This is a genomic window from Meiothermus sp. (assembly GCF_025060375.1).
Taxonomy (GTDB): Bacteria; Deinococcota; Deinococci; order Deinococcales; family Thermaceae; genus Meiothermus.
The window spans coordinates 1-1,988 of the sequence record NZ_JANXCG010000032.1 but is presented as its reverse complement, the minus strand read 5'-3'; the positions used below and the strand labels follow the sequence as shown (position 1 = coordinate 1,988).

Here is a 1,988-nt window from a genome sequence, read left to right as displayed (position 1 = left end):
GCTTCCACAGGCGCAAAAGCCGATAGGCCAGGGCGCTGCTCAGGCCCGCTTTGCCCTCGGCGTTCAGGTGTTGCTGCAAGTCCTGCACCCAAGGTACCAGGTCCCGCAGCTCTGCCCAGGGCACGCTCTGACCGAAGAGGTGAAGCCGGTTCCGCCCGTTCTGTTTGGCCTGCTGCTCGGCCTCCTGCACCGCCTCGGCCAGCAGGGGGATGGGCAGCGAGGGGTTCACCAGCACGAACCCGCCCGAAAGGGTGAGCTGGGGATGCTGGGTGAACCTTCGGTAGAGCGCTTCTAAGTCCAGGGCGAACTCCAGGAGCACGTCCCAGGGCCCCAACAGAAAGAGGTCGTCGCCCCCCGCATAGACCGAGTAGATGAGGGGGAAGCGGCGGGCTTTCTCGCTGGCCTCGAGTTCGCTCCAACCCAAACGCTTGGCGTAGGTTTTGGGGTTCTTGATAAGTTCCAGCACCTCCCCGGCAAAGAAGAGCTCGAGCATTCGCGAAAGGCTCGCTATGCGGCTGGGGCTGCTGTGGTCGGCGCCCTTTTCGTCCACAAACCCCGTGGCAAAGGCCTCGCCCATGCGATCGGCGTCGAGCATCAGGGCCCCCAGGTACTTGGCCCCGTTGGAAAACTCGGCCAGCTCGGCCAGGGTGAGGGGGTCGTCTTCCCTGCGCCCTTCTTCTTCATCTTCCCAAAGCCCCTGCGCCTTGGCCCAGGCCTGGTATTCGCTCAGGTTGCGCCAATTGCCGGTCCGAAGGGCGTGCTTCAGGGTGGGGATGTGCCCGGCCAGGAGGCGCACCTCCCAAGGGTGAGCCGCAGGGGTGAACTCGATCCGGGTGCGCAGGGTGTGGGTGCGAGAGGGCTCGAGGGCCACCCGCAGGCCAGGAAAGCGGTAGTGGGGCTTGGGTGCGTCTTCGGGGAAGAACCCAATCTCCTCTCGCTTGGGAATCAGCCGGCCCACGTGGGCATCGCGCTCACAGCCGTAGCAAAGCGCCTCAGTGGCTGATTTGGCCGGGCGCGCTCCGCAGGCCGCGCAGGGGCGGAGGCTTTGGCCGCTTGCTCTCAGGTAGTAGCTCCCCAGCTGGCTTTGCAGGGGCCTTAGCTTGGCCAGGGCCAGCTTCTGGTGCGCCTCCTGGAGCACCTGGCTGAAGCGCTTGAAGCCCGCGGGGGCAAAGGGATGTTCAGCCAGAAAGGGCAGCAGGGTAGCGCCCTGCTGCAAAGCCCATTCCTCCCAGTCCTTGCGCACCTCGCCTAGCGCCTGATGCACCGCCGGGGTGTTGGGCAAGAGCAGGTAGAACTTGCCCCCTGCGCTCATGATGCGCTGAAGGGAGGTGAAACCGGTGCGCCGGAGCACGTCCAGGCCCATCGCCTCGGCGGCCAGCGAAACCTCCAGGCTGCGCGCCCGCAGCCGCTTGGCCAGGCCCCCCACCCCGGTCTGGGCTCCTTGGATGCGGTAGATGTGGGCCTGGATGCCCCCCAGGTCGCCCAGCACCAGCAGGAACTTCTCGGGCTTTTCGTCCCGCAGGGCTTCCACGCTGGGCGAACCGCCGTGGTAGGCCCACAAAGCCGCCGCGATGGCCCCCGTGAGGCGCAGGTGGTCGTACAGCGAAACATCGGGCTCGCCCTGGGTGTCGGAGGGGATGTTCCACAGAAGCTCCTGGAAGATGCCCAGCAGGTTGGAGAGCAGGGCTTCGGGGCCTGGCCCCAGCCTGTCCAGCTCCTTTAGACGTTCATCCAGCCGCTCGGCCACCCGCCAGTAGGTGTCCTTGGAAACATTGGGCCCAGCTTCTGGATAGGCCTCTCCCGCCTTCTGGCCTACCTCCTGGCCGGAGCGCACCATGCTGTAGCCCCAGTCCCGGTGGCCGTACTGCCCCTGCACCCGCAGGCCCGCCAGCACCGACTTAAGCGGCGTGTCGGGTGCGTGACCGCCCCTTTCATCTACATCCTTGCGTTCGCTCGAGGCGTAGGTGTCGGCCAGGGCCACGCACCCT

1 protein-coding gene is annotated in these 1,988 nt (G+C 66.4%); it reads right to left on the bottom strand.

Going from position 1 to position 1,988, the window contains the following annotated elements:
- Positions 1-1,988, bottom strand: a 1,988-nt coding sequence (cas10, locus tag NZ849_RS04115) for a type III-A CRISPR-associated protein Cas10/Csm1 (protein ID WP_295404484.1), incomplete at both ends; no start/stop codon positions are given.